Raw genomic sequence first — 26,912 nt, forward strand, 5'->3', positions numbered from 1 at the left:
TCGCGGGCGAGCGGTCGCGGGGACGGCGGTGTGGCAGTCCCTGCCGCGATGGAGAAACCCTTTTGGTCGCAGTGGGCCGGAGGGTAGGTATGAGCGACCGCGAGGAGATACTGGCGTTGCTCCGCGAGAACGCGCGGTACTCGACGGAAGACCTGGCCCGACAGACCGGCCTCGACGCCGAGGCGGTCGAAGCCGTCGTCGAGGACCTCGAGTCCGAGGGCGTCATCAAGGGGTACCAGGCCGTCGTAAACTGGGAGAAAGTCGAGCCCGAGCGCGTGCGCGCGGCCGTCGAGCTGAACGTCACGCTGGACCGCGAGACGGGCTACGACGACATCGCAGAGCGCCTCGCGAAGTTCCCCGAGGTGCAGGGGCTGCGACTGGTCAGCGGCGACTACGACTTCGCCATGGAGGTCGAGGGCGACTCGATGAGTCAGGTGTCGCGGTTCATCAGCGAGAAGGTCGCGCCCGTCCCCGAGATCACCCAGACGGTGACCCACTACATCATGGAGAGCTACAAGGAGCGCGGCGTCGAGTTCGGGGACGGCCACGACGACGACCGGCTGTCGATATCGCCATGACGTTCGAGGCGAGCGAGCGCGTCGCGGGCGTGCCGCCCTCGGGCATCCGTCGCTTCTTCGAGATCGCCGAGGAGTACGACGACATCATCTCGCTCGGGGTCGGCGAACCCGACTTCGCGCCGCCGTGGGCGGCCCGCGACGCCGCCATCGCGTCGCTGGAGCGGGGGCAGACCTCCTACACCGCCAACCGGGGAATGGCCGAACTGCGCGAGCGGATCGCCTCGTTCGCGGACCGCCGGTACGGCCTGCGCTACGACCCCGACGAGGAGATCCTCGTCACGTCGGGCGCCAGCGAGGCCGTCGATCTGGCCTTCCGGGCGTTCCTCGACCCCGGCGACACGGTCGCGGTCGCCCAGCCCTGTTACATCTCCTACGCGCCGGGCGTGCAGTTCGCCGGCGCGGACGTGCTGGACGTGCCCACGCGCGCGGCCGACGAGTTCAAGCTCACCCGCGAGGCGCTGGAATCTTCGGGCGCGGCCGACGCCGACGTGCTCGTCATGTGTTACCCGAACAACCCGACCGGCGCGACGATGACCCGCGAGGAGCTGAAGCCGGTCGCCGAGTTCGCCCGCGAACACGACCTGCTGGTGTTCTCCGACGAGATCTACTCGGAGCTCAGCTACGAACACGACCACGCCTCGATCGCGACGCTGCCGGGGATGCGCGAGCGGACGGTCGTCTTCAACGGCTTCTCGAAGGCCTACGCGATGACCGGGCTCCGGCTCGGATACGCGCTCGCGCCGCCGGAGGCCATCGAGACGATGAACCGGATCCACCAGTACACGATGCTGTCGGCGCCGACGACCGCCCAGCACGCGGCCGTCGAGGCGCTCGAATCCTGTGACGACGAGGTCCGGGAGATGCGCGACCAGTACGACCGCCGCCGGAACTTCGTCCTCTCGCGGTTCGAGGAGATGGGGATCGACTGCTTCCCCGCCGCAGGGGCGTTCTACGCGTTCCCCGAGTGTCCCTGGGACGACAGCGACGAGTTCGCGGAGGCGCTGATCGAGGACCAGCGCGTCGCCGTCGTTCCGGGGAACGTCTTCGGTGCGGGCGGCGAGGGCCACCTCCGGGTCTCCTACGCGACGAGTCTCGGCGACCTCAAGGAGGCGATGGATCGGATAGAATCATTTATCGGATAGCATTTACCGATTACACGTTTCGGAACAACGGCGATACAGCCGCCCTACCGCCGTCGATCGGCGGTCGACGGTGATTATCGGTTGGCTACCTTTGGGCGTAAAGCTTTTTCCGTCTTACTAGCAGTTAGCCTGTAATGGCAATTGATGGCACGGGGGGCAACGAATCTGACCAGGTCGCGTCGGGGGGCGAGCGGCTCTCGGGGGACGGTGCGACCGTGGGCGAGTACACGTGGAACGACCTGCGCCGGGACGTGCATACGGGCGGGCGCTTCGACCGCAGCGAGTACCTCGGATTCGATCCGATCGACGTCGAAGACCGGCTCCGGTCGGCCGCGAGCGCCGCCAAGACGCTCGAACGAGCGTGGGACGAGCGCATCGAGGCCGAGCGGTCGTTCGTCGTCAAGGACCGCTACACCTGGGAGCACTTCAAACAGGAGTACTACTACGACGAGGACGGCGAGATCCCTCGGGACGGCGACGGCGAGAAGGTGCCGTTCGAGCCCGAGGAGTATCTGGGGTTCGACCCCGAGGAGACGGAGGGCCGACTGAGCCGGGGCGGGGACGCGGCCGAACGGCTCGCGTCGGTCGTCGACGAGCGCACGATCGACGTCAACCCCGACCTCGACGAGGACGCCTTCTTCTCGACGGTCGACGGCCACTCGACGGTCGTCAACCGCTACGACCTCGAGAAGGCGGTCCCGCTGGAGAAGAAGGCCCACTTCGTCGAGGTCGAGCGCTACTGGGTGAACAAACCGTACGCCTGCGTGATCATCTTCCACTCGCGCAAGGAGAACGAGAAGAAGTACTACGCCATCGAGCCCTACGAGAACGACATCGAGTCCCAGCTGGTCGACTTTCTCTCGGGCAAGCTCAAATCGGCGATCAAGTACTCCGAGGACGAGGTCGTCGTCGAGGGGTCCGACGCCGACCGCGCCGGCGTCATCCAGCGCGAGACCGAGCGCCTGCTCGAACGGTACGACCTGTACACGCCGGGTCAACAGGGCGATCTCGGGATGATGGACCAGCTCAAGGGGGCGCTTGGCATGGAGATCGAGGTCGAGACTCAGGGAGGTGAACTCGACGGCATCCGGGCCCGCCCCGAGCCAGCGGTCGTCGGCGACGACCCGAAGACGCTCAACGAGTATCAGGTCGAAAAGCTGCTCTACCGCCTGAAGCGGGACTTCATCGGCTACGCGCGTATCGACCCGATCAAACACGACATCAACGTCGAGGACATCTCCTGCGACGGCTACAACTCCCGGGTGTTCGTCTACCACACCGAGTACGAGAACATCATCACGAACGTCGAACACGGGAAACAGGAGCTCGACGACTTCGTCGTCAAGCTGGCCCAGCGCTCCGGGAAGGGGATCAGCAAGCGCCAGCCGCAGGTCGACGCCACCCTGCCCGACGGCTCGCGCTCGCAGCTGACGCTCGGCGAGGAAGTGTCGGACCACGGGACCAACTACACCATCCGCCAGTTCAAAGACGTCCCGTTCACGCCGGTGGACCTCATCAACTGGAACACCTTCTCGCTCGACGAGATGGCCTTCCTCTGGCTCTGTATCGAGAACAACAAGTCGATGATCTTCGCGGGCGGGACGGCGTCGGGGAAGACCACCTCGCTGAACGCCATCTCCCTGTTCATCCCGTCCAACGCGAAGATCGTCTCCATCGAGGACACCCGCGAGGTCGAACTCCCCCAGCGCAACTGGGTCGCCTCGGTGACTCGCCCCTCCTTCGGCGAGGACGACAAGGGCGACGTGGACGAGTTCGACCTGCTGGAGGCCGCGCTCCGACAACGGCCCGACTACATCGTGATGGGGGAGGTCCGTGGTGAGGAAGGTCGGGACCTCTTCCAGGTCATGTCGACCGGGCACACCGCCTACTCCACCTTCCACGCCGACACCGTCGGAGAGGTTATCAAGCGGTTCACGACCGAGCCGATCAACGTCTCGAAGACCCTCTTCACGGCGCTGGACCTGGTCTCCATCCAGACCCAGACCCGCGTCGACGGCAACAAGGTCCGCCGGAACAAGAACCTCACCGAGATCAACGAGTACTCGGCGGAACACGACGAGATCAACGTCCGCGACGTCTACGAGTGGCAGGCCGAGACCGACGAGTTCCTCCAGATGGGCAACTCCAACACCCTGGAGGAGCTGAAGTTCGACCGCGGGTGGACCCAGGAACGGCTCGACGAGGAGCTGTTCATGCGGAAGGTCGTCCTCGCCTACCTCATCGAGCAGAACCTCAACACCTACACGGAGGTCGCGGCGGCCGTCCAGGCGTTCATCAACGACCCGGACACGATCATGGCGCTCATCGCCGAGGATAAGCTGGAGCGGTCGCTGGAGGACCTCCGGGAGATGGAGTCGGTCAAGATCAACATCGACCCCGAGAAAGAGGAGATGGTCCCGCGGCCGGACCCGCCGGCGGAGATGCTCGACGAGGCCGAGGGCATCCTGGAAAACGCCCAGCCGCTGCTCCAGCGCTTCCGCGAGAAGGAGACCTCCGACATCGTCAGCGCCCTGACGGGCTCGGGCGTCGACGAGGAGGAGACCGACATCACGCCGGTCGAGAGCGAGGACGAGGACGACGACATCGACTTCAGCGAGTTCGTCCCGGCGGCCGGTGCGGAGGCTGACGAGGCATGAGTCTCGGGCGCTCCTCGAAGCAACTCGGCGGCGCCAACACGGTGGGGGACACGTTCTACCCCCTCTACCAGGCGCTGTTCGACGAGGAGGGCGACTTCGTCTCCGGCATCGAGGCCAAACTCGCCGAGGCGCGGATGGGCGACAACGTCGAGATGTACATCTCGCGGGCGCTCGCGGTCGGCACCGTCGCCGGGCTGACGCTCTGGTTGCTCGGCATGCTGCTCGGGTTCCTCGTCGTCCAGATGCTCGGGCTCGCCGAGGGGCCGCTGCTCGGCCTGCGGATCCCCGACGCCATCGAGCCGGTCGTGCTGGCGCTGAAAGTGCCGGCGATCGTGTTCGTCTCCGGCCTCGTCTTCGGCGCCGTCGGCTTCGGTATCGGGTTCGGCTCGCTGCTGTCGATCCCCTACTTCCGGTCGAACGCGCGCAAACGCGAGATCAACGTTCTCCTGTCGGACTCGGTCGCGTTCATGTACGCCCTCTCGGTGGGGGGGCTGAACCAGCTCGAAATTCTGCAGGCGATGGCCCAGGCCGACGACACCTACGGGGAGGTCGCCAAGGAGTTCCAGTCGCTGGTGCTCGAGACGGAGTACTTCGACACCGACTACCGGACGGCGATCCGCAATCAGGCCATCGAGACGCCGAGCGACGAGCTCGGCCAGTTCCTCACGGACATGCTGTCGATCGTCGACTCCGGCGGGGACATGACCTCGTTCCTCGAGGACCAGAAGGACAAGCAGATGCGGACGGCCAGACAGGAGCAGGAGAAGATGCTGGACACCCTGGAGCTGTTCGGCGAGATGTACATGACCCTCTCGCTGTTCCCGCTCCTGCTCATCATCATCACCGTCATCATGAGCATGATGTCCTCGGGGTCGAAGATGAACCTGATGGTCGGGACGGTGTACGGACTCATCCCGCTGACGGGCGTGGGCTTCCTCGTGCTCACGTCGACGGTCACGCAGGACTCCATCGGTGACGGCTACCTCCACCCCGACCGCGGCGACGAGACCTACTCCGAGGCCGACGACGGGCTGTTGAACCTCGGCCTCGTCGAGGGGTACACCGGGAGCTACGGCGTCTTCGACCGGGTCAAGAGCCGCGAGGGGACCTACCGCGCGACCCAGATCCTCAAACAGCCCCACATCTTCTTCCGCGACAATCCGCTGTACGTCCTCGGCGTGACGATCCCGATCACGATCGCCTTCTTCGCCGTCGTGGTCATCTTCCACATGGCGCCGATGACGATCTCGGAACTGGTCGTCCCACAGGGCGGGGACGTGCCGGAAGGGCTCAACGACCCGACGAAGCGCTGGGTGTACCCCGTCATCACGGGGACGTTCATGTGGGTGTACGTCCCGATCTACCTCAACCTCCTCCCGCTGGCGGTCTTCTACGAGTGGAACCTCCGGACGCGCCGCAGCGTCATCGGCAACCTCTCGGAGAACCTCCGCAAGCTCGCCAGCGCGAACGACACCGGGATGACCCTGCTGGAGTCGATTCGGGTCGTCGCCGACACCTCCTCGGGGCGGATGGCCGACGAGCTGGAGACGATGCACGCCAAGGTCAACTACGGGACCAGCCTCAAGGACGCGCTCCGGGAGTTCAACAACCGCTATCACATCCCCAGACTCGCCCGGACGGTCAAGCTCATCAGCGAGGCCCAGGAAGCCTCCAGCCAGATCCAGGACGTGCTCTCGACGGCCGCCCAGGCCTCCGAGAACCAGGACGACATCGACCTCGAACGCAAGTCCCGCGCCCGGATGCAGATGGTCATCATCATCATGACCTACCTCACGCTGCTGGGCGTGATGGCGCTGCTGAAGGTCCGATTCCTGACTGTCATGGCCGACCTCGCGACCCAGACGACCTCTAGCGGGTCGTCCGGCGGCGTCCCCGGCGGTAGCTTCAGCGGCGTCAACACGCAGATCCTCTCGGTCCTCTTCTTCCACGCCGTCGTCCTCCAGGCGCTGCTGTCGTCGTTCATCGCCGGCTACATCCGCGACGTGAACCTGCTGTCGGGCGTCAAGTTCGCCGTCATCCTCCCGACGATCGCGCTCGTCGTCTGGTACGCCGTCACGCTGATGTCCTGACCGCGACCGCTTTCCACTTCCGCCCACGGCGCGCACCGCCGCCTGCAGCGTCCGGCACAGCGCTTAGGCGCGCGCGGGCGCAACCGCGCTCGTGGACGCACCCAGCACACTCCGTTCGGCGGCGGCCAACGACGAGGGCATCGCGATCACACGGCGCGAGTCCGGCGGCGAGACGACGCTCGTCGTCGACTTCGGCGAGGGCGCCGACGCGAAACTCGACACGGTCGGCGAGACCGCGATCGTCGTCGCCGGCGACCGCCAGTTCGAGTTCGAGATCCCGCCCGAGGTGACCGACCTGTCCGTCAACGACGGGATGCTGACGCTCCGGTCCTGAACGCGGCGGTCGCGCTCTCCGGGGCCGCGCCCGTCGAATCCGCCGGTCAGCCGCCGGCGGTGGCCGCGGTGGCCGCCCCGTCGTGTTCGTCGGTGACCGTGCCGGTGCCGTTCGGCGTCCCCGGTCGTTCGGCGGTCGCGGTCCGCTCGGGCGTCGCGTCGGGGTCGACGGGCGCCGGCGTCGACCGCCGGGTGACGTTCCCGACCCAGTCGGGCGCGGACGGCGCCGACTCGCCGAGGCGACTGTAGTCGTAGCGTATCGAGACGTGCGAGGGGTCGCCGTCGACGACGCGGTCGTACTCGGCGGCCAGCGACCGGACGAACCCCTCCCGGGTCACGTAGGCGGTGGCGCTGAAGTGGCGGATCGTCGCCTCCGCGGGCCCCAGCGCCCTCGGCGCGGGCCCGCCGGCGGCGTGGAGTCGGTAGTAGGTGCGACCGCGTCGGTCGACCGTCGACACCGCGACCGTCCGGTCGCCGAGGAACTGCCGGATCGACACGGTCGCGAAGACGTAGTCGGCGGGCCGCCCGGGTAGTCTGAGCAGGTCGTACCGGGTCCCCTCCGGTTCGGCTACCCGCAGGAACCCGCCGCTCTCGTTGACGTACAGCGAGGCGTTCCGCCGGAGTTCGCCCTGGACCTGCGAGAGGGAGAACGTCTCGTTGCCGACGACGACCCGGCGAACGAACCCAGCGCCGGGACCGCTGGCGTCCTCTCTCATCGACCAGGTGTAGGTCCGGTCGGCCAGATACTCGGTGTGCGCGCGAGCGAGCGCCTCGGCGTCGACCGTCCCGTTGACACTCACGCCCGGCGGGCGCTCCCCCACGCCCGTCCGCGTCGGCGGCGGGCTGTCGGTGACGGGGACGGGCGTCACGGTACTCGTCGGATCGGATCCCGGCCCGTCGCCGCCGAACGAGACCGCGCTACAGCCGGCTACGAGGACGGCTACCGCGACGGCCACCAGACCCCAGCGCATCACTTCCACTACGGAGTTGCGACACAATACGCCTTCGGCGGGAGATACGAGGGGTGAAGCCGATCCGACCCGTACCGCCATCGAACGATGCCCGACGACCTCGACTTGCGAGTGTACAGACGCGCGCCCGACCGCTACGTGCTCTGGTCGACGCGAGTCTCGGACGCCCTGCTCGACGACGCGAGCCGCGAAGAGCTCGTGGAGTGGTACCTGTACAGGCGACCGGACGGGACGCGCGCCGAGATCGAGGCGCTCGTCGACGCCGCCGACGAGCGCGCCGCCACCGACGCCAGCGACACCTACGAGGAGTCGCCCGACTGGCTGGCCGGGAACTGACTCGCCGCCACCGAGCGAGAGTCAGAGACCAGCGGCGCCGTGCTGGGCTGTTGCAGTCCGAGCGGCCGCAGATTGCGGGCGCTCGGGGTACTCTCCACCGCAATAGCGGTGGACTCGCCGGGACCGAGCGAACGCGAAGCGTTCGCGAGGGTCGGCGAGTTTACGAACGACTGACGGAGCGAAGCGACGGAAGGAGTGAGTGGACTCGCCGGGATTTGAACCCGGGGCCTTCCCCGTGCCAGGGGGATGATCTACCACTGATCTACGAGCCCGCACGCAAATACCGGTAGCCGGGACTGTTTCATAAACCCATCGAAGCGTCGAAGCTCCGTCAGCGACTACCACGCGCGTGGTGTCAGTCGCCGAACCAGCGCAGTATCAGAATAGATAACGAGGAGCTAACGGATATAACCGGGAGTGTTCTCTCCCACGACAGGCACGGTCGGGTTCGGGCGTCGTTCGGGGGACAATGGCGGCGTCCGTGGCTCGCGCCGGAGGCACACGATGACAGCATTCGGGGATAGCCACAGGTCCGCGACACACGGCGCGGGCTCACGAGGAGTCGAGAGCGGCGAGCAGCGCGACCGACGCGGGCAGACGACGCTGGATTTCGCGATCGGGATGAGCATCTTCCTGCTGGCGCTGACGTTCGCGCTGGCGTTCGTGCCGGGGATGCTGGGCCCGTTTTCGGACGGCGGCCAGTCGGAGACGCCGGCGACCAACCGCGTCGCCGACGACCTCACCCAGCGGTCGCTGGGCAACGCGACCGCGCCGTACGTGCTCGACGGCGAGTGTACCCGGGCGTTCTTCGACGAGGGGTACTCGCGGTGCGGCTTCGACGGCGGCCCCATTCAGCAGCGGGTCGGCGTCCTCGACCGGACGCCGGTGAACGTGACGATCAGCGGCGACGTGGGGTCGAGCGAGGACGCGATCCTCTGCTGGGACGACAGCGCCTCGGCGCTCGTCGAGTGTTCGGGCGCGGGCGGCGAGACGGTTCTCGCCGACGGGTCGAACCCCGCGGGCAGCGGGGGGAAGACGGTCAGCGCGCAGCGGGTCGCACTGCTCGACGGGCGCGACGTCACGGTGCGGGTGGTGATGTGGTGACCGTTCGTCGACCGCCGGACGGTCGGCGACCGGGCGGGTCGCCGTGCGACCGGAAGCGGCGCGACCGGGGACAGGCCCACACGCTGGAAGGCGTGGTCGCGGCCCTGATCGTGCTGTCGGCGGTCGTGTTCGCACTGGAGATGACGGCGGTGACCCCGCTGTCGGCGAGCACGTCGAGCCAGCACATCGAGAACCAGCAGGAAGGGACGGCCCGGGGCCTGCTCGCCTCGGCCGCGGAGACCGGCGCGCTCGAACGGGCGGTGCTCTCGTGGAACGCGACGAGCGAGCAGTTCTACCACGCGCCGGACGTGGGCCGCTTCACGACCGGGGCGCCGCCGAACCGCTTCGGCGAGATGCTCGAACGGTCGTTCGACCGACAGGGGATCGCCTACAACGTCTACCTGCGCTATCGGGGCGCGGACGGGCGGCTCCGGACCCAGAAGTACGTCGACCAGGGCGAGCCGAGCGACCACGCGGTCCGGGCGACGTGGCCGCTGTCGCTGATGGCGGACGACGCGATCCGCGACGGGAACGGCGACCCGACGGGGACGACGGTCAGCGACGAGTCGACGTACTTCGCGCCGCGCCAGTCGAGCGCCGGCGTCTACAGCGTGATCGACGTGGAGGTGGTGGTGTGGCGGATCTGATGCCGGGCGCCGACCGCCGGGACGGCCGCGGCCAGATACTCCTGATCGGGGCGTTCGCGCTGGCCGTCGCGTTCGTCGCGCTGGCGCTGGTGATGAACGCCGCCATCTACACGGAGAACCTGGCGACGCGCAGCGAGTCCGCCGAGACCGCGAACGCCCACGTGTTCCACCGAGCGACGGCGACGATGGCGTCCGACTCGTTCCGGTACGCCCACGACGCACACAGCGGCGACCACGACGCGCTGGATCGGAGCGTCCGGGACGCCGTCGAGGTGTACTACAACGCGACGCGGCGCCAGCAGGCGGTCCACGGGCAGATCACCAACGTCAGCGTCGCGCGGACGAACCCGGGCGTCAACGTCACCAACACGGACGGTACGTTCGGATCCGACGGCGGCCTCGACGACTGGACCGTCGCCTCCGGGGTGCGGCAGTTTCACACGTTCCGCCTCGACGTGGCGGGGTGGTCCGGCCCCGACAGCGAGGAACTCCGGGTCGTCGCCGACGACACCGAGACCTGGTACGTGAACGTCTCGCACGACGGGTCGTCGTACACGGTCGGTGTCAACGATTCGGGGACGTACTCGGAGTGCGAACCGTCGATATCCGGCGACTTCACGGTCGACTTCGCGGCGGGCACGGTCGCGGGGGACGACTGCGACGCGCTCGACCTGAAGGGGGTGTCCGGCCCGTACGACCTCCGGTTCGAGAACGGGTCGGTCGCGAGCGGCGACTACACGATGGTCGTCGACGGGGCCGCCGGATCCGAGGTGGCAGCCGCCCAGAAGACCGAGATACTCTACTCGATGGAGGTCGACCTCGTCTACTGGTCGCCGGATCTGCGCTATCGGTCGACGATACGGGTCGGGCCGGGTGAGAGACGTGGGTAGCCCTCCGCCGCGGCCCCGCCGGCGCCCGGGGAGTGGTGACGACGACAGTCTGTCCGACAGCGGCTTGGACGAAAGCGGCCCGGACGACGGCGGTCTCCTGAGTGGGAACCGCGGCCAGTCGACGGCGCTCGAGTACACGCTCGCGCTGGCGGTCGCGTCGCTGGTCGTCACCGGACTGTTGGTGACGGCGGGGGACTTCGTGACCCAGCAGCGGTCCGAGGTCGTCAGGACGGAACTCGGCGTCGTCGGTCAGCAACTCGCCGGCGACGTCGTCGCGGCGGACAGGCTCGCACGGGCCGGCGCGAGGACGGAGACCGTCGCGGTCAACGCGTCGCTCCCGCGGACCGTCGCCGGCGCGGGCTACACCGTCGAAGTCGCCGACTCCGGCTCGGGCCAGTGGCTGCACCTCTCGACGGCCGACCCGTCGGTCGGCGTGTCGGTCCGCTTCGAGACCGAGACCGTGGTGGCGACCGGTTCGGTTTCCGGCGGCGACGTCAGCGTGGTCTACGACGAGGGCGACCCCGGCGACCCCGACGAGCCCGACGACCCGCATCTGGAGGTGCGCGGATGAACGGTCCCGTCGCGGGCGGCGAGCGCGGCGTGAGCGACATCGTCGGCTTCGTGATGGTCTTCGGGATGATCGCCAGCGTCGTCGCGATCGTCGCCCTGTCCGGGCTCGCCGGGCTCGAATCCGCCCGCGACGCCCAGCAGACCGACAACGCCGTGCGCGCGATGGAGGTCCTCTCGGACAACATGGGAGACATCGCCGAGCGCGGGGCGCCCAGTCGCGCCACCGAGATCAGCCTCGAGGACGCCTCGCTCTCGCTCGGCGCGGAGACGGTCGTCACCGTCCGCGACCCGAACGAGAGCGCGAGCGACCCGTCGTTCCTCGAGAACCGGACCCACAAGATCCGTCCGATCGTCTACGACGACGGCGACACGGAACTCGTCTACGCGATGGGCGCCGTCTTCCGCGACGACCCGCAGGGCGGCACCGTCGTCCAGCCGTGGTCGCCGGTGTTCGACGAGGAGCGGACCATGATCCCGGTCGTCACGACCGTCTCGGCGACCGACACCGGCCAGCAGATCCAGAGTTCGACGGTCCTCGTCCGCGCGCGGGCGAACGACCGCCTCGTCCCCGTGGCAGACGACGAGGGGATCTACGACGACATCTGGATCAACGTCACCTCCTCCCGGAGCGACCTCTGGTTGACCATGCTCGGCCGGGACCCCGCGCTGACCTGTTTCCAGTCGGGGACCGACAGGGTCTCCTGCCAGCTCGACGAGACGCCGGAACAGCTCTACGTCACCGAAGTCCGGGTCGCGGTCGAACTGAAGCCCTGACGCGACCGGGCGGTGCTCTTCCGCCGCGGTCGCCCGCCGGGTGCCCTCGCGTCACTTGCTGGTGACGTTGACGGGGTTCTCGGTCACGTGGAGGTAGGTGACCGGCGTGATATCCCCGGTCAGTTCGAGGTCGGTGTTGTCGACGCTGGGGTCGTAGTCGAAGTCGTTGGGGTTGCCGTTGACCGTGACGCTCTCGCAGACGACGCCGCCGACGATGTTCGGTTCGACCGCTCCACCGCCGTTCATGTTGCAGTCCGACCCGGGCGCGTACAGCAGGCCGACGAGTCTGAAGTTCCCGTTGCCGTTGACCGCGCCGTCCGAGTGCACGACTACCGAGAAGTCGCCCGCGGCCCCACCGTCGTTGAGGAGATCGTTCGACCCCATGTCGAAGGAGTTCCGGACGAGGACCGTCGTGTTGTGGCTGCTGGTGACCGTCACACCGTCGGGGCTGAAGTTCTCGTCGACGACGACCGTGACGTCGTCGCCGGGGCTGTCGATGTCGAGCGTCCCGGAGAAGTACGAGTCCGTGAAGTAGGTGCCCCCGCTCGTTATCTCGTTGTCCGCAGGCATCGCTTCGCAGGCGTCGTCGTCGTTCTCGCACTCGTCGATGCGGTCCTCGATCCGGTCGTCGACGAGCGGGTAGTTGACGCCGGTCGCCGACCGCGTCGGCGGGTCGTCGTCGCCGTTCATCCGGATCGCGCCGGGCTGGGTCGTCGCGATGACCTGGTCGTAGCCCTCGTCGAACGGGACGACCAGTTTCGCGCGGGCGGTCCCTCCGGCGTGGTCGTAGCTGACGTTCCCCTCGGTCCGCTGGGCGAAAAAGCGCCCCCACGCCTCGTAGTACTCGCTGTGGACGGTGACGTTCACGTGGCCCGACTCCAGCGGGTTGGTGAAGTGGGGGTCGGCAGTCGCGTTCGGATAGCGGACCCGGGTTGGCTCGGCCTTGCTGACCGTCGCGCCCGACCCGAGAGTCGGAGTGCCGCTCACGGTGATGATCGGGAGCGTCAGGGTGGCCTTCCGGAAGTGAAACTCCGGCGGCGAGAGCATGGTCGCTCCGGCTTCGGTCCCCTTCCAGACCCCGCCGCCCTGATACGCGATCGTCCGGTCGCCGTTCTCGTAGCGGACGGCGCCGAGGGTCACGTTGGTGAGCGTCTTCCGCTCGTCGGCGGTCCGGTTGTAGATGGTGACGTTCATCCAGCCCATCGAGTCGTCGACCCCGTAGGCGGCACCGGGGACGGTCGACAGATCGACGCCCTGGCGGCTCGTCCCGCCGAGCGCGACCATCGCGCTCCGGGAGTCGAACTGCGTCAGTGCCTTCTCCGCGCGGCCCGTGTCCAGTTGCTGGCGCGTGTCGTCCAGCGCCGTCGCCCCGACCGTGACGACGACCGCCGTCCCCCCGAGGACGACGGCGAGCAGCAACACGATCCCCAGTACGCTGCTCACCCCCCGACCGTCGTGACTCGTCGGCATCTGCCCACCGTTCCACTCCCCCCTCAATAAGCGCGCGGACCTTGGTATCAAAAATGAAAATAGATTGGGGGTCGAAGTCGACGTTCGGCCGTACGTTCGGCCGTACGTCCGGCTCCGGTGGCCGTTTCGGGCTAGGAGTGCGGACGTCGGGGACCCGCGGCGGGCGGTCCGTGACGGTCGCGACGGCCGCCGCGGTCGATAGTAACCGTTTAGTGTCGCAAGCGGGACTCTCCGGTGGGAACGCACGACCGCAAATCTGACTCGCTGTGCGCTTGCACAGCTCGGGATTGCGGCCGTGTTCGCGCCGATCGCCGCTTCGCCTCGCGGAGCGCGCGGCGCACACACGCACCGTGCGGGCCGGGACCGCGGTCGATGTCCGGTCGCCGCCCGCCGACCAGCGGTCAGTCGCGTTCCAACAATCAGACACATGGCACGAATGCACACCCGCCGTCGCGGCTCGTCCAGTTCGGACAAGCCGGCGGCAGACGAACCCCCGGAGTGGAGTGACGTAGACGAATCGGCGATCGAGGAGCGCGTCGTCGAGCTGGCCGACCAGGGCCACAGCCCGAGCCAGATCGGCCTGAAGCTGCGCGACGAGGGCGTCAACGGGACTCCCGTCCCGGACGTCTCCCTCGCGACCGGCAAGAAGATCACCGAGATCTTAGAGGAGAACGACGCCGACCCCGAGCTGCCCGAGGACCTGCGCAACCTCTTCGAGCGGGCCGTCCGCCTGCACGAGCACATGGACGAGAACCCGACCGACCACCAGAACAAGCGCGCGCTCCAGAACACCGAGTCGAAGATCCGCCGCCTGATCGACTACTACCGCGGCGACGAACTCGACGAGGAGTTCACCTACAGCTACGACGAAGTCGCCGAACTCCTCGAATAGATGTCCGCCACCGCCCGCTCCGAGGACGCCCCCGCCGCCGGCGAGATCGCCGGACGGCTCCGCGAGGCCGGCTTCGTCCGCCTCGTCGGCGCCGCGACCGGCGACGCGCTGGCCGCCAGCGGCGTCCTCGCGCGGGCGCTGGCCGACCGCGACCGACCGTTTCAGGTCTCGGTCGCCGACCTCCCCGCCGACACCGAGCGCTCGACCGACGCCGACCTGACCGTCGCCGTCGGCCGGAGCGACCCCGTCGCCGACTGCTCGATCGCCGCCGGTGCGGAACCCGCCAGCGAGACGGCCTTCGCGGTCGCGCGCGAACTCGACGCCGACCCGGACGTAGCGCTCGCGCTCGCCGGTTGCGTCGCCGACGGTCGCGCGCTCGGCGGATCGGTCGCCGAGGCCGCCGAGGCCGCGGGGGTCGAACGCCGACCCGGCGTGGCCGTCCCGACGACCGACCTGGTCGACGGACTGGCCCACTCGACGCTCGTCCACGCGCCGTTCTCGGGCGACCCCGACGCGGTCGCCGCGGCGCTCGACGGAGCGGGGCTCGTTGCCGAGGAATCGACCGACGGCTCCGGTCCCGTCGTCGACGCGACGACGCTCGACGAGGCGGCTCGTCGCCGCGCGGCCTCGCTGGTCGCGCTGCGGACCGTCGGCGACGATTCGGTCCCGCCGCGGGGCGGTCACGCCGTCGAGCGGGCGCTGCGCCCCTTCGACGGCGGCCCGTTCGAGACGGTCGGCGGCTACGCCGACGTGCTCGACGCCGTCGCCCGGGAGCGACCGGGGACCGGCGTCGCGCTCGCGCTCGGGCACGACGTGAGCGAGGCCGCGCTCGACGCGTGGCGCTCGCACGCCCGACGCGCCCACGGCGCGGTCGCCGACGCGACGACCGGTCGCTACGACGGGCTGTTCGTCGCACGCGCGGAGACGGACGCCGCACCGGTCGCCACGCTGGCGCGGTTCGTCCACGCCTACCGCTCGCCCGAGCCGGTGACCCTCGCGGTCACCGAGGGCGCGGCGGCGGTCGTCGCCGACGACCGGGACCTCGAGTCGGTCCTGACGACGGCCGCGGAGGGCGTCGACGGGACCGCGGCGGCGACCCGGACGACGGGCCGCGCCCGCTTCGACGTGGAGACGGGCGCCTTCATCACCGCGTTCAGGGAGGCGCTATGAGACGGGCGACGATCACGACGACCCACGGCGACGACGCCGCACGACGCGTCGCGGCCGCGCTCGCCCCCGACAACACCGCGGAGATGGAGACGCGGACCGAGGGTGAGGCGGTCGTGACGACGGTCACCCGAGCGGGGACGAGCGGCCTGCGGTCGACGGTCGACGACTACGTCGTCAACTGCCGGGTCGCGGACCGACTCGGCGGGGACGGCGGAGCGGTCACCGAGACGGACGACAGCACAGCGCGGACAGACGAACCCGACGACACAGACACCAACACATGAGCGAACGATCAGTTTCACGACGCAAGCAAGAGAAGCGGTGGTACACCCTGATAGCGCCCGAGCAGTTCGACCGGGAGGAGCTGGGTGAGACCGTCGCGGACGAACCGGACAAGGTGCTCGGCCGCACCATCGAGACCACGCTGGGCGACCTGCGCAACGAGGCCAGCGAGAACAACACCAAACTGACCTTCAAGGTCAACGAGGTCGCGTCGGACTCGGCGTACACCGAGTTCATCAAACACGAGCTGACGCGGGACTACCTGCGCTCGCTCGTCCGACGGGGCTCCTCGAAGATCGCGGCCTACATCACCGTCCTCACCGAGGACGACTACCGCGTCCAGATCCAGCCCGTCGCGCTCACCACCAAGAGCGCCGACGAGAGCCAGGAGAAGGCCATCCGCCGTCAGATGATCGACCTCGTCGAGGAGAGCGCCCGCGAGCGCACCTACGCGGAACTCGTCGACAGCATCGTCGAGGGACGGCTCTCCTCGGCGATCTACAACGAGGCCAAGACGATCTACCCGCTGCGCCGCGTGGAGATCCAGAAGCTGACCCTCGAGGCCCGCCCCGAGGAAGTCGCCGCCGAAGAGGAGACCTCCGTCGACGTCGACGAAGAGGAAGTCGCCGTCGACGAGTCCGCCGACTGACGGCGCGCGCGTTTCGACTTCTTTCGCCGACCTGGCCCGTCAGCTACGCGTCGGTCGCCGCGTCCGTTCCGGCGGCGGTCGCGTCCTCGCTGACGACGACGTTGCCGACCATGCCGCTGGCCTCGTGGGGGATGCAGAAGTAGGCGTGCGTGCCGACGGTCTCGAACGTGCGCTCGTACGTTTCCCCCTCGTAGATCCCGCCCTCCCTGTCGCCGAGCCAGCCGTCCTCGGCGGCGGTCTGGGAGTCGAAGTCGCCGGTCGCCCAGAACCCGGCCTCGTCGGGAACGCTGTCCTCGTAGGCGGTGACGGTGTGGGCGTGCGAGCTGGTGTTCTTCCAGCGGACGGTCGTCCCCGGCGGCACCTCGACCGTCGCCGGGTCGAACTTCCGGGTGGTCATCCCCACGTCGTAGTTCCCGGTGTCGCCGCTGGTCTGCCCGCAGCCGGCCAGCCCGACCGCGACGGCGACGCCGCCCAGGCTCCCGAGGAACGCCCGTCTGTCCATGTCTCGGTCTCGGAACTCCGTGCAAATAGAGGGCTCGATATCGAGCGAGGCGCCGCCGTCGCCCGGTGCGGAGAAACGTCTTTCAGGAGACGGCCCGTACGGCCGGATATGCAGCCCAAGCCCGACTGGTCTCTCCGGGTCCGCATGCTCGCGGCGATGGCCGGGATGGCCGCCCTCTACGCCGCGTTCGTCGGCGTCGCCGCGTGGTGGGCGACCGACGCCTTCGGAAGCACCGGACTGGTCCTCGCCGTCGGCGTCGCGGGCGTGCTCGTCGCCCTCCAGTACAAGTACGCACCGGACGCCGCGCTCAGGGCACTCGACGCCGACCGCGTGAGCCGGTCGGCGTATCCCGACTTGCACGCTCGCGTGAGCCGCCTCGCCAACCAGGCCGGCGTGCCCGAGCCCGACGTGGCGGTCGCGCCCCAGGCCCAGCCCAACGCCTTCGCCACCGCGACGGGCCGAGACGACGCCGTCGTCGCGGTCACCGAGGGACTGCTCGAACGGCTCCAGGGCGACGAACTCGACGCCGTGCTGGCCCACGAGATCGCCCACATCAAACACCGCGACGCGTTGGTCATGTCCGTGGTCACGTTCCTCGTGACCGTCGCCGCGATGGTCGTGCGGAACTTCTGGTGGTTCGGCGACGGCGGCGGCGACGGTGGGGGCGGCGACGGCGGGATGCCCTGGCTGTGGGCGTTCGTCGCCGTCTCGGCGGTCGCGTGGCTCGGCGGCTACCTCGTCTCGCGAGCCATCTCCCGCCACCGCGAGTACGCCGCCGACCGCGGCGCCGCCGTCATCACCGGCAAGCCCGCCGCGATGGCCGCCGCCATCGAGACGATCACCGCCGAGATGGCCGCGACCCCCGAGCGGGACCTGCGCGACCACGCCGAGATGAACGCTCTCTTCATCGTCCCGGCCGACGCGAAATCGCGACTCGTCAGGGCGATGGAGACCCATCCCGACCCCGAGAAGCGCGTCGAGCGACTCTCCGAGTTGGCCGGCGAGTTCGAGGGTCGCTGACCGGGGCCACCCGCGACCGAGCGGGCGGACGGTCCGAGTCGCCGAATGGAAACGCCTTTGGCCCGGACAGTCGCATTTCGGGGTATGAGCAACGGGGACGACGAAGCGGCCGACGAGGAGGCCGCGAACGAGGAAGCCGACGCGGGCGAGGCCGAAGAGACGGCGCTGTCGGCCGACACGCTCGACCAGCGCCTCGACGACGCCGAGGAGGCCCTCGACGGCGCGGAGACCGAGGCCGACCTCGACGAGGTCGAGGAGGACCTCAACGAGATCGAGGCCGACCTCGACGCCGCGGACCTGCCCGAGCCCGACGAGGACGACGAGGACGCGGAGGACCCGGCGGCGGAACTCGAGGACCGCATCACCGACCTGCGCGACCAGCTGGAGGACCAGCGCGGTCCCTACGCCGAGGACGTGGTCACCACCCTCGAAGCGGCCCAGTCGACGATCACCGACACACGCTGGACCGAGGACGGCCGCCCCGACGTGGTCGCGGCCGTCGACTCGTACCTGAAGACCGTCGAGTCGGAGATCGACACCGCCATCTCGGCCGAGAGCGGGGACAGCGAGGACCTGGCCGACGCCGTCGACCAGGTCGCGCAGGTGATCGAGGGCAGCGCCCTCGACCCCGACGAGGACGAGGAGACCATCGCGGCGCTGCTGGAGGCCGCCGAGACCCTGCAGGACGACCTGGAGGCCGCCGAGGAGTGGGACGACCTCACCGTTCGCCAGCAGCTCGACGCCGAGGGCTTTTACGACGTGCTCGAATCGGAGAACCGCAAGGACTTCCCCGCCGAGTGGAACGCGGTGAAGGTCTACGAGGAGCTCGGCGAGGTCGAACCCATCGTCAAGGCGCTGGAGACGTTCGATTCGGACTTCATGGAGGAGAACGTCCTCGACACGCTCTGGCGGATGGGTCCCGAGGAGGCCTACGACGCCGTCGAACAGCGCGCCCAGAAGCGCAACGTGCGACCCGTCCAGATCCTCGGGAAGATCGGTAACGCCGACGCCACCGAGACGCTCCACGACTTCATCGACGGCGACGGCGACGCCGCCCTCCAGAAGGTCACGCTGCGCGCGCTCGGCGAGATCGGCAGCGAGGAGTCGGTTCAGCCGGTCGCTCAACGGCTCGACGCCGACAACTACGAGATCCGCTCGGCCGCGGCCCGCTCGCTCGGCCTGCTCGGCGACACCCGCGCCATCGAGCCGCTCGCCGACGTGCTCGAAGACGACGAGGCCAACGAAGTCCGCGCCAGCGCCGCCTGGGCGCTCAACCAGATCGGCACCCAGCGCGCGCTCGACGTGGTCGCCGAGTACGCCGACGACCGCGCCTACCTCGTCCAGTCCGAAGCCGAGAAGGCGGTCTAGAAGAGCCGAACACGGATTCTCGCTGTCGCGTCCGCACCTTTATATCCGAGAGCGCGACCAGCCACTCGCGTGTCCGAAGTGGCCCGAATCGCGGTGGCCTGTCTGCTGGTGGCGGGAGCCGTCGGTCCGGCGGTCGGAGCGGTCACCCACGGCGCGGCTCCGTCGGACGCCGGGGACGCGAGCCAGCCGTCCCAACCGCGGATCGCGGCGGTCTACCCGAACCCCGTCGCCGACGGCGACCGCGGCGAGTTCGTGGTCCTCGACGTGCCGAACCGGACCGACCTCGGCGACTACCGGCTCTCGGACGGTGACGGAGAACTCGCCCTGCCGGATCGAACGCTCGGGGGCCGCGTCGCCGTCACGGCGGCACCCGTTGCGGTCCGAAACCTCACGCGCCGCCCGGTCCTCGCGGCGAACGGGAGCGTCGCGCTCGCCAACGGCGGGGAGCGCCTCCGGCTCCGGCGCGGCAACGCGACCGTCGCACGGGCCCGATACCGCGAGGCACCGGAGGGGAAGATCGGTCGCTTCGACGACCGCGGCGCGGTCACGTGGCGGCCGCTCGGTCGGACGAACCGCTCGGTCGCCGCGGCGACCGGCGGCCAAGTGCGGGCGTTCACGCTCCCGGACGCACCGGGCGTCCCGCTCGAGGCGATCCGCGGCTCCGACCGCCGAATCTTGCTCGCGGGCTACACGTTCACCTCCGAGCGCGTCGCGCGGGCGCTCGAACGCGCGGAGCGCCGCGGCGTCGACGTTCGCGTTCTCCTCGAGGGCGAGCCCGTCGACGGGATCACTCGGCGACAGGCGCGACTGCTCGATTCGCTCGTCGACGCCGGCGTCACCGTGAAACTCCTCGGCGGCCCCCACGGACGATACGCGTTCCACCACCCCAAATACGCCGTCGCGGACGGACGCGCGGTCGTGCTGACCGAGAACTGGAAACCGGCGGGGACCGGCGGCCACGGTAGTCGCGGCTGGGGCGCGGTCGTCTCACAGCCACGGATCGTCGGCGGGCTCGCCGAGACCTTCCGCGCCGACGCCGGGTGGCGCGGCGCCCGACCCTGGACCGAGGTCCGACGCGGGCGCTCGTTCGAGCGGGCGGGCGTCGCGAACGGCTCCTATCCGAGCCACCGGCCGCCCGAGACGGTCCCCGTGAACCGCACCCGGCTGCTCGTCGCGCCGGACAACGCCGGCGAAGCGGTCACCGCCGCGCTCGACGGGGCCGACGAGTCGATCGGCGTGCTCCAGATGAGCATCGACGGGCCGGACCAGCGCTTTCTCCGCGCCACCGTCCGGGCCGCTCGCCGCGGCGTGGACGTGCGCGTCCTGCTGAGCGGCGCGTGGTACGTCGAAGAGGAGAACCGGCGGCTGGTCGAACACCTCCGCGAAGTGGCCGAACGGGAGGACCTGTCCCTCGCCGCGAAACTCGCCGAACCCGGGGACGACTTCGAGAAGATACACGCCAAGGGCGTCGTGATCGACGGCGACCGGGTGCTCGTGGGCAGTCTCAACTGGAACGGCGAGTCCATCCGGCAGAATCGCGAAGTCGTCCTCTCGCTGGAGGGGGAAGCCGTCGGCGAGTACTATCGGGGTGCGTTCGAGGCCGACTGGGGCGGCGCGAGCGGCGACCGGTCGCTCCCGGTCGGAATCGTCGCCGGGGTCGCCGGCTGTCTGGTGCTCGCGACACTCGTCGCTCGGCGGATCGACTTCGGAGAGAACGTCGGAGTCCGTGGGTGAGCGGCGGGTCGTGACGAGCGGCGAATCGCGGCGACGAGTGGCGCCCGGCGGGACCGGTCAGTCCTCGGCGAACGCGGCGGAGCTACCGAGTTCCTCGTCGATCTCGGCGTCGGCCATCTTCTCGACGAGCGCGTCGATGACCGTCTCGCGCATGCCGCGGACGAACTTGATCGAGCCGACGACGAGGTGGCCGCCGCCGCTGACGCCGCCGCCGGCGACCTCCTCTTTGAGCTCCTCGACCATGTTCGGGATGTCGAGGCGAACGCCGTCCGAGCGGAGGACGGCGAAGTCGGGGCCGTAGCCGATGGTGATGACGGGGTCGCCGGTCTCGGCGACCTTGGAGTCGTGGACCTTGCCCGTGGTCTTCCCGGGGGCGGGGTAGGTGAACCGGTGGGCGTGGTTCTCCACGTCGAGGCGGTAGAGGTGGGCGTCGTTGTCGAGGCGCTCGTGGTCGACGTGGGGCATCGCGGCGTCGAGCTGGCGCTCCACGTCGCGCTCGGCCCGGGTCGCGAGGAACGAGACGAGCTCGCGGTGGCGTTCCTCGTCGTCGCAGTCGACGTTGAGCGCGTCGGTGACGAGCTGGCCGCCGTCGTCGTACTTCAGCCAGAAGGTGGCGTAGTCGAGCGCCTCGCCCACGTCGCGGAGCTCGGCCTCGTCGTAGCCCTCCTCGCGGGCGAGCGCGAGGTAGTCGTCCATCGCGTCGGCCTCGGACCGGTCCGAGAGACCGGCGACGGCGGGGACGTGCCGGAGCTCCTCGGTGATGCCGGGGTCGATCATCCGCGCGAGTTCGACGCACATCATGCCCGTCGTGATGCGGTAGTCCTCGTCGTGGAGGTAGGGGTTGACGTGCTCGTCGAGCAGGTCCTCGACCGCGTCGGGGTCGGGATGGTGGTGGTCGACGACGACGATGGGCACGTCGTAGTGGGCGAGGTTGCGGTAGGCGGGGGTGTCCTCCTCGGTCGACCCGTTGTCGAGCATCAGGAGGAGCGGGAGGCGCTGCCCGTGGCGCTTGCGGTCTTCGAGCGCGAAGTTCAGGTCGCGGGTCACGTCCTCCATCTCGTAGTAGGGCGCCTTGCTCGGCAGGCGCTTGAGGAGGTGTTGAGCGGCGTCGGGGTCCTCGTACGTGTCCTCGATGAACCGTTCGAGGGCGACCTGCAGCGGGACGCTGGCGCAGATGCCGTCCCCGTCGGCGTGGTGACGCATCCGGATGGGCCTGCCTTCGAGGATCTCCCGGCGGAGCCGCGCTGCGACGGCGCGCAGGTCGTCGCGCAGCTTCTCGAAGGCCTCCCACTCGACGAGCGGGTCGGGGTCGTGCGGTTCGGCCAGCTCGTCGAGGTCGTCGGCCTGTTCGGTGCGGACGGTCTCTGCGTCCTCACCCTCGAGAACTCGGAGGTCGTCGATCTCGACCTGGACGGCGCCCTCGCGGGTCTCGACGTAGCCGTCGACGCGGACCACGTCGTCGAGTTCGACGTCCTCGTAGGCGCGGACGCCGGCCTCCTCGAAGGCCGTACAGGGCGCGATACCGGTCGCGTCGCGGACCTGGAAGACGGTCGGGCCGCCGGTCTGTTTGATCTGGACGACGACGCCCTCCAGCGTGACCGACTCGCCGACGACGTCGCCCAGATCGGCGACGGCGTGGCTGTCTCGGGCGATCTCTTCGATGTCGTAGTCGGGCAGGTCGACCTCGTTGAACGCGATGTCGCCGTTTTCCCGCACTTCTTCGAGTTCGACGACGAGTTCGTCGCCGACCTCGTAGGTGCCGATGAGATTCGAGGCGTGAACGAGGCCGGACACGTCGTCGGAGAGGTCGACGAAGACGCCGTACTCGACGACGCCGTTGACTTCCGCGAGGTACAGGTCGCCCTCGGAGACGTACTCGAAGTCGCAGTTCGAATCGAGGTCGTAGACGGTCGTCCCACCGTCGGGGACGGCGACGCCGGAATCCCCGGCGTCAGATACAGGAGCCATTTGTACTCGATACCGCTCCGCCGGCAGTTTAACCTTCGGAAACGCTTCGACGGCCATCTTTTCGCGGCGGAGTGAGCAAATCGCGCCTGCCCTCCGTGGAGACGGGCGTCTCCGAGGGATAACGTTGCAAGTGGTTGTCGACCACAACCAGGTCGCTGAAGCTAACCGGGTCTCCGAGCATTGGTTCTCTCCTCAACTCGCTATCAACGGAACTCCGTGAGTTCGAGTCAGTCTGTTTCTGAAATGGGGCGTTCAGCGTGACCGATTATTCGGCTATCCCTGAGAGTTGTATCTACCAACACCATACGACTCCTTAAAATTCATATACGGTAGTGTATGTATCTATAGTCAATATTCTCCCTCTAACTATTCATTTGCTTCCGACAGATTAATTCGTCGGAGGGTATACTGGTCGAGTATGTATGCAACGGTCAGAACTCGATTCTAACGCCCCTGGCGAACTCATCTCGTACGGCCGGAGGTCGTACTATAAGCCTGATCCGCTGCCACCGTCCCGGGACCTCGCTCTCGGGAACGATTTCTACGAGACGCTCTCAGACGCGACGTTCTGGCTCGGGAAACTCGGTGGAGTGAGTCTCGAACTCGATTTCCCGCCGGTCCTCTACACTTCTCTCCTCCGTAAGGAGGCCATGGAATCCGCTGAAATCGAAGGCGCTGACATCGACTACGACGCTCTCTACAGCCTCGAAACACGCTCGTTCGACGCCGGCGAAGACGAGGTCAGCGTCGAATCCGCGACGGGCCAGACGAAGGACATGCAGGAGGTCCTCAACTACGAAGACGCTATCGAGGACGGTATCGAGGCGCTCGACCGAGGCGAAGACCTGACCGTCGAACGACTGCACGAATTCCACGAGACGCTTCTCACGGGCGTTCCAGACGACCGCGTCGACACCGATACTCTCGGCGCGTACAAGACGAAACCGAACCATATCGGTGACTTTCTCCCACCCGTTCCAGACCAGGTCGACGGCCTGATGGATGCGCTGTTCACCTACTACAGAACTGGCGGGAGCTACCACCCGCTCGTAGACGTCGCGCTCTTCCACTACCAGTTCGAGACCATCCACCCGTATGGCGACGGGAACGGTCGTCTCGGCCGGCTCCTCATCATACTCCAGCTGTACGACGCGGGCTATCTCGAACATCCGAATCTCTACCTCAGCGAATACTTCAATCGAAACAAGCCGACGTACGTCGACCGGTTGGAGGCCGTTCGATACGATGGCGATTGGGAAGCGTGGCTCTCGTTCTTCGTCGAGGGCATCGCTCGACAGGCCCACGAGTCCGTCGACCGAACACTCTCGCTGGCCCATCTCAGGCGTCAGTACGACGCCGAGTACGGGGAAAAGTCGTACACGAAGAACCGACTCGCAGTGAAACTCTTCGAACAGCCCTACGTCACGAGCAAGACAGTTCAACGACTCTTCGACGTCGAGCAACCGACGGCGTCGCGAGCGATCAACGACCTCGTCGACGAAGGGGTCCTCGAGGAAGTGACCGGAAAGGGGCGGAACAAGGAATATCGTGCCCGCGAGATCTTCGAGATTCTCGAGCAGCCACCGCAGACCTACTGACCACGGTGGTGACGTGCCGGATAGTTTCGTGTGTTGCTCAAACTCGCCCCCGTGGAAACATTACCCGTGTGACTGCTCGTATCAACCCTTCTCTGCGTCGTTTCCTCGCTCCCCTCGATCGCTGCGGGACTCGTTCTTGGCAAAAGGTTGGAGCCAACGGGACGACGGCTTGACCGTTGGTGAACTGCGCCTGCTCCGCTCGCGCGGATGCCGGTGATCTGTGGAGCCCCTGTACCGAGCGTTCGCGCGCCGAGGAAATCCCTGACGGAAAACGGCGGTTCGGAAGGCTTGTTACGCGGGCTACCCGACGGATGGACATGGGAATCTTCCGCTCGGGCGAGGTGGTCGGTATCGCCGAGGCCGCTCTGGAGTTCGCGCTGGAGGCCTCGGAGGACGCCCACCCCGACGAGTACATGGGGTTTCTGCGCGGCGAGGACGCCCGGAAGTTCGACCTGGACTACGAGGGCACCGTCCTGACCGACATCCTCGTCATCCCGGGGACGGAGTCGAACCCGGTCAGCGCGACCGTCGACTCGAACATGATCCCCAACAGCTCCAGGGCCGCCGGGTCGATCCACTCCCACCCCAACGGCGTGCTCCGGCCGAGCGACGCCGACCTCCAGACGTTCGGCAAGGGGAAGGTCCACGTCATCGTCGGCGCGCCCTACCGGAAGTCGGACTGGCAGGCGTTCGACCGGGAGGGCAACCCGGTGGATCTGCCGGTACTGGACGTCGAGATGCCGGAAGACGAGTTCTTCGACTTCTCCCAGGAGGACATCGACGCCGAGCTCATGGAGGAGTCCGACTACGGCGCCGACGGCACGGACTTCCGCTCGGAACCCGACGAGCGGGGCGAGCGATGACCGGCGACCGGTCGGGTGCGGCCCCCGGTTCGGAAGCCGTCGTCGTCGCACAGGGCACCTTCGACATCCTCCACCCCGGCCACCTCCACTACCTCCGGGACGCGAAAGCGATGGGCGACCGGCTGGTCGTCATCGTCGCCCGCTCGACGAACGTGACCCACAAGGCCTCGCCCGTCGTCCCCGGCCCCCAGCGCCGGGAGATGGTCGCCGGACTCGACCCGGTCGACGAGGCCCGTCTGGGCCACCCCGAGGACATCTTCGCGCCCATCGAGGAACTCGACCCCGCGGTCATCGCGCTGGGCTACGACCAGCACCACGACGCCGAGGCCATTCGCGCGGCGCTGGCCGACCGCGGCATCGACTGTGCGGTCCGCCGGGCCACCGCCCACGAACCCGACTACGAGGGACTGCTCTCGTCCGGGCAGATCATCGACCGGGTCCTCGACGAACGCGGGTAACCGCCGTAGTCACGCTGGCGGACGGTCCGCTCCCGATGTCGACGGCTCGTATCATCTTCCCAAAGTTTAATTCACAGCGGTGCGCCCCGAGCGGGTATGAAACGGGTTACGGTGGAGGACGTGCCGTCGTGGTCGTATCGGGGGCTGGAGGCGTTCCTGTATATCCCGGCGATGATCGCCGCGCTGCTGGGGTTGGGGACGGCGCTGGCGTTCGTCTTCGGGTTCGGAGGTGGGTCGACGGCGGGGGCGGCCGGCGGTGCGGGAGCGACGGGCGTCGGTACTCCCGGAGGTGAGGTCGCCGCCCTGATCGGTGGGATCGCCGCGGTGTGGCTACTCGGCCTGCTGCTGGGGCTCGCGTCGGCGGTCGCGATCCCGCTGTTCCTCTACTTCGACGCCGGGAAGATCGCCTCGCAGAACCTCGACTGGGAACCGAACCGGGGGCTGTACGCCGTCGGTGGCTTCTTCCTCAGCGGCCTCGTCGTCTGGCACTACCTCTACAGACGCCACCAGCACGTCGTCGACTGGGTCGGCTCTCAGGCGTGGTGGTACCTCGCGCTCATCGGCGTCGCCATCGGCGCCCTCGCCGCCGTCGGGAGCGCGATCGGACCGGGACTCCTGTTCCTCGGGTTCGTGGGGCTCCCCCTGTTCGCGATCGGGGTCTACAAGGACGCCACGTACGCCCGCCTCAACAGCGACTGGCGTCCCAACCCCGTGAATCACTTCCTCGCCGCCTTCTTCACCGGGCTCTTCGCGTTCCCCGCCGTCTTCTACTTCGGCTACTACGTGTACAAGCGACACGCGCATCTCGGGTTGCTCTGAACGCTCGCGAAACCGGGTCTGGACGGC

The 26,912-nt window shown here is 68.3% G+C and carries 26 protein-coding genes and 1 tRNA gene; 22 read left to right on the plus strand and 5 right to left on the minus strand.

Annotation, left to right across the window (positions count from 1 at the left end; all coding sequences use genetic code 11):
- The first annotated feature begins 89 nt into the window (after positions 1 to 89).
- From HZS55_RS10385 to HZS55_RS10405, 5 genes are all read left to right on the plus strand, one after another.
- Positions 90 to 578 (plus strand): Lrp/AsnC family transcriptional regulator, encoded by a 489-nt coding sequence (locus HZS55_RS10385; RefSeq protein WP_179911605.1) that lies wholly within the window; start codon positions 90 to 92, stop codon positions 576 to 578.
- The gene (locus HZS55_RS10390) at positions 575 to 1,720 is read left to right on the plus strand and encodes a pyridoxal phosphate-dependent aminotransferase (protein WP_179911606.1); all 1,146 of its coding nucleotides are present in this window, start codon (positions 575 to 577) and stop codon (positions 1,718 to 1,720) included. Before HZS55_RS10385 ends, HZS55_RS10390 begins: the two co-directional genes overlap by 4 nt.
- A gap of 134 nt (positions 1,721 to 1,854) precedes the next feature.
- Positions 1,855 to 4,377: a type II/IV secretion system ATPase subunit gene (locus HZS55_RS10395; protein WP_179911607.1), complete on the plus strand. Its 2,523-nt coding sequence runs from the start codon at positions 1,855 to 1,857 to the stop codon at positions 4,375 to 4,377.
- Positions 4,374 to 6,467 carry a type II secretion system F family protein gene (locus tag HZS55_RS10400; protein WP_179911608.1) on the plus strand — a complete coding sequence of 698 codons (2,094 nt, stop codon included), beginning with the start codon at positions 4,374 to 4,376 and terminating at the stop codon, positions 6,465 to 6,467. The genes HZS55_RS10395 and HZS55_RS10400 overlap by 4 nt, the downstream gene beginning before the upstream one ends.
- Before the next feature lie 91 nt (positions 6,468 to 6,558).
- Complete coding sequence (locus HZS55_RS10405) at positions 6,559 to 6,801, plus strand: hypothetical protein (RefSeq protein ID WP_179911609.1); 243 nt, start codon at positions 6,559 to 6,561, stop codon at positions 6,799 to 6,801.
- Between the two features lie 46 nt (positions 6,802 to 6,847).
- On the opposite strand, the gene HZS55_RS10410 is transcribed toward HZS55_RS10405, so the two are convergent.
- Complete coding sequence (locus HZS55_RS10410) at positions 6,848 to 7,771, minus strand: hypothetical protein (protein ID WP_179911610.1); 924 nt, start codon at positions 7,769 to 7,771, stop codon at positions 6,848 to 6,850.
- Between the two features lie 87 nt (positions 7,772 to 7,858).
- On the opposite strand from HZS55_RS10410, the gene HZS55_RS10415 reads away from it, so the two are divergent.
- On the plus strand, positions 7,859 to 8,107 hold the full coding sequence (locus HZS55_RS10415; protein WP_179911611.1) for a hypothetical protein: 249 nt from the start codon (positions 7,859 to 7,861) through the stop codon (positions 8,105 to 8,107).
- Positions 8,108 to 8,307: 200 nt separating this feature from the next.
- Here the strand turns inward: HZS55_RS10415 and HZS55_RS10420 are convergent.
- Positions 8,308 to 8,379, minus strand: a tRNA-Ala gene (locus HZS55_RS10420).
- A 232-nt stretch (positions 8,380 to 8,611) separates the two neighbouring features.
- On the opposite strand from HZS55_RS10420, the gene HZS55_RS10425 reads away from it, so the two are divergent.
- The 5 genes from HZS55_RS10425 (at position 8,612) to HZS55_RS10445 (ending at position 12,092) form a co-directional block, all read left to right on the plus strand.
- Positions 8,612 to 9,211, plus strand: a complete 600-nt coding sequence (locus HZS55_RS10425; RefSeq protein ID WP_246308407.1) for a DUF7287 family protein — start codon at positions 8,612 to 8,614, stop codon at positions 9,209 to 9,211.
- Between the two features lie 83 nt (positions 9,212 to 9,294).
- A complete protein-coding gene (locus tag HZS55_RS10430) occupies positions 9,295 to 9,858 on the plus strand; it encodes a DUF7288 family protein (RefSeq protein ID WP_179911844.1) in 564 nt (187 codons plus the stop codon).
- Positions 9,846 to 10,748 (plus strand): DUF7261 family protein, encoded by a 903-nt coding sequence (locus tag HZS55_RS10435; RefSeq protein WP_179911612.1) that lies wholly within the window; start codon positions 9,846 to 9,848, stop codon positions 10,746 to 10,748. Before HZS55_RS10430 ends, HZS55_RS10435 begins: the two co-directional genes overlap by 13 nt.
- Before the next feature lie 64 nt (positions 10,749 to 10,812).
- Complete coding sequence (locus HZS55_RS10440) at positions 10,813 to 11,319, plus strand: DUF7266 family protein (protein ID WP_179911613.1); 507 nt, start codon at positions 10,813 to 10,815, stop codon at positions 11,317 to 11,319.
- Positions 11,316 to 12,092 carry a DUF7289 family protein gene (locus HZS55_RS10445; protein WP_179911614.1) on the plus strand — a complete coding sequence of 259 codons (777 nt, stop codon included), beginning with the start codon at positions 11,316 to 11,318 and terminating at the stop codon, positions 12,090 to 12,092. Before HZS55_RS10440 ends, HZS55_RS10445 begins: the two co-directional genes overlap by 4 nt.
- 51 nt (positions 12,093 to 12,143) lie before the next feature.
- Here the strand turns inward: HZS55_RS10445 and HZS55_RS10450 are convergent, their stop codons facing one another.
- A complete protein-coding gene (locus HZS55_RS10450; RefSeq protein ID WP_179911615.1) occupies positions 12,144 to 13,562 on the minus strand; it encodes a DUF7289 family protein in 1,419 nt (472 codons plus the stop codon).
- Positions 13,563 to 13,989: 427 nt separating this feature from the next.
- Here HZS55_RS10450 and HZS55_RS10455 point away from each other — a divergent pair, with 427 nt between their 5' ends.
- Genes HZS55_RS10455 through HZS55_RS10470 form a run of 4 tightly spaced genes read left to right on the plus strand, consistent with a single transcriptional unit; the run spans position 13,990 to position 16,555 of the window.
- On the plus strand, positions 13,990 to 14,454 hold the full coding sequence (locus HZS55_RS10455) for a 30S ribosomal protein S15 (protein WP_179911616.1): 465 nt from the start codon (positions 13,990 to 13,992) through the stop codon (positions 14,452 to 14,454).
- On the plus strand, positions 14,455 to 15,624 hold the full coding sequence (locus HZS55_RS10460) for a hypothetical protein (protein ID WP_179911617.1): 1,170 nt from the start codon (positions 14,455 to 14,457) through the stop codon (positions 15,622 to 15,624).
- Positions 15,621 to 15,908: a KEOPS complex subunit Pcc1 gene (locus HZS55_RS10465; protein ID WP_179911618.1), complete on the plus strand. Its 288-nt coding sequence runs from the start codon at positions 15,621 to 15,623 to the stop codon at positions 15,906 to 15,908. The genes HZS55_RS10460 and HZS55_RS10465 overlap by 4 nt, the downstream gene beginning before the upstream one ends.
- Positions 15,905 to 16,555, plus strand: a complete 651-nt coding sequence (locus HZS55_RS10470; protein WP_179911619.1) for a 30S ribosomal protein S3ae — start codon at positions 15,905 to 15,907, stop codon at positions 16,553 to 16,555. Before HZS55_RS10465 ends, HZS55_RS10470 begins: the two co-directional genes overlap by 4 nt.
- A 43-nt stretch (positions 16,556 to 16,598) precedes the next feature.
- On the opposite strand, the gene HZS55_RS10475 is transcribed toward HZS55_RS10470, so the two are convergent.
- Positions 16,599 to 17,057 carry a plastocyanin/azurin family copper-binding protein gene (locus HZS55_RS10475; protein WP_179911620.1) on the minus strand — a complete coding sequence of 153 codons (459 nt, stop codon included), beginning with the start codon at positions 17,055 to 17,057 and terminating at the stop codon, positions 16,599 to 16,601.
- A gap of 108 nt (positions 17,058 to 17,165) precedes the next feature.
- Here HZS55_RS10475 and HZS55_RS10480 point away from each other — a divergent pair, with 108 nt between their 5' ends.
- The 3 genes from HZS55_RS10480 to HZS55_RS10490 all read left to right on the plus strand — a co-directional run bounded on the left by HZS55_RS10480 (position 17,166) and on the right by HZS55_RS10490 (position 21,179).
- Positions 17,166 to 18,077, plus strand: coding sequence for a M48 family metalloprotease (locus HZS55_RS10480; RefSeq protein WP_179911621.1), 912 nt, complete (start codon positions 17,166 to 17,168; stop codon positions 18,075 to 18,077).
- A gap of 84 nt (positions 18,078 to 18,161) precedes the next feature.
- The gene (locus HZS55_RS10485; protein WP_179911622.1) at positions 18,162 to 19,445 is read left to right on the plus strand and encodes a HEAT repeat domain-containing protein; all 1,284 of its coding nucleotides are present in this window, start codon (positions 18,162 to 18,164) and stop codon (positions 19,443 to 19,445) included.
- Positions 19,446 to 19,514: 69 nt separating this feature from the next.
- A complete protein-coding gene (locus tag HZS55_RS10490) occupies positions 19,515 to 21,179 on the plus strand; it encodes a phospholipase D-like domain-containing protein (protein ID WP_179911623.1) in 1,665 nt (554 codons plus the stop codon).
- Between the two features lie 57 nt (positions 21,180 to 21,236).
- Here the strand turns inward: HZS55_RS10490 and HZS55_RS10495 are convergent, their stop codons facing one another.
- Positions 21,237 to 23,147, minus strand: coding sequence for a DHH family phosphoesterase (locus HZS55_RS10495; RefSeq protein WP_179911624.1), 1,911 nt, complete (start codon positions 23,145 to 23,147; stop codon positions 21,237 to 21,239).
- A 422-nt stretch (positions 23,148 to 23,569) separates the two neighbouring features.
- On the opposite strand from HZS55_RS10495, the gene HZS55_RS10500 reads away from it, so the two are divergent.
- The 4 genes from HZS55_RS10500 to HZS55_RS10515 all read left to right on the plus strand — a co-directional run bounded on the left by HZS55_RS10500 (position 23,570) and on the right by HZS55_RS10515 (position 26,885).
- On the plus strand, positions 23,570 to 24,745 hold the full coding sequence (locus tag HZS55_RS10500; protein WP_179911625.1) for a Fic family protein: 1,176 nt from the start codon (positions 23,570 to 23,572) through the stop codon (positions 24,743 to 24,745).
- Between the two features lie 317 nt (positions 24,746 to 25,062).
- Positions 25,063 to 25,608: a Mov34/MPN/PAD-1 family protein gene (locus HZS55_RS10505; protein ID WP_179911626.1), complete on the plus strand. Its 546-nt coding sequence runs from the start codon at positions 25,063 to 25,065 to the stop codon at positions 25,606 to 25,608.
- Positions 25,605 to 26,066: an adenylyltransferase/cytidyltransferase family protein gene (locus HZS55_RS10510; RefSeq protein WP_179911627.1), complete on the plus strand. Its 462-nt coding sequence runs from the start codon at positions 25,605 to 25,607 to the stop codon at positions 26,064 to 26,066. The genes HZS55_RS10505 and HZS55_RS10510 overlap by 4 nt, the downstream gene beginning before the upstream one ends.
- Positions 26,067 to 26,162: 96 nt before the next feature.
- A complete protein-coding gene (locus HZS55_RS10515; RefSeq protein WP_179911628.1) occupies positions 26,163 to 26,885 on the plus strand; it encodes a hypothetical protein in 723 nt (240 codons plus the stop codon).
- The last annotated feature ends 27 nt before the right edge of the window (positions 26,886 to 26,912 follow it).

The organism is Halosimplex rubrum, from assembly GCF_013415885.1.
Classification (GTDB): Archaea; Halobacteriota; Halobacteria; order Halobacteriales; family Haloarculaceae; genus Halosimplex; species Halosimplex rubrum.